Source organism: Chitinophaga sp. GbtcB8 (assembly GCF_019091455.1).
Taxonomy (GTDB): Bacteria; Bacteroidota; Bacteroidia; order Chitinophagales; family Chitinophagaceae; genus Chitinophaga.
The window spans coordinates 1-253 of sequence record NZ_JAGXJN010000255.1 but is presented as its reverse complement, the minus strand read 5'-3'; the positions used below and the strand labels follow the sequence as shown (position 1 = coordinate 253).

1 protein-coding gene is annotated in these 253 nt (G+C 57.7%); it reads right to left on the bottom strand.

Features of this window, described 5'->3' with window-relative positions; genetic code table 11:
- The coding region (locus KVT36_RS31850; protein ID WP_217607456.1) for an N-6 DNA methylase at positions 1–253 on the bottom strand (253 nt) is incomplete at both ends.

Here is a 253-nt window from a genome sequence, read left to right as displayed (position 1 = left end):
ATGCGAGCTGACATGTCACGGAACGCCTCGATCAGGAAGCCGCCAGTTCCGCAGGCGGGATCTATGATCTTGTCCTCTGGCTGTATATCCATGATCTTTACAGCGGCGGAGATCACCCGGGCCGGAGTGAAGTATTGTCCTTCGCCAGCCTTGAGGTTCGCACGACGGAAGATCTGGAACGCGTTCGAAACTGCCTCGGCGCCCACTTCGAGGAGATTCCAACCAGACCAGGCGAACACGACCTCCTTGATGG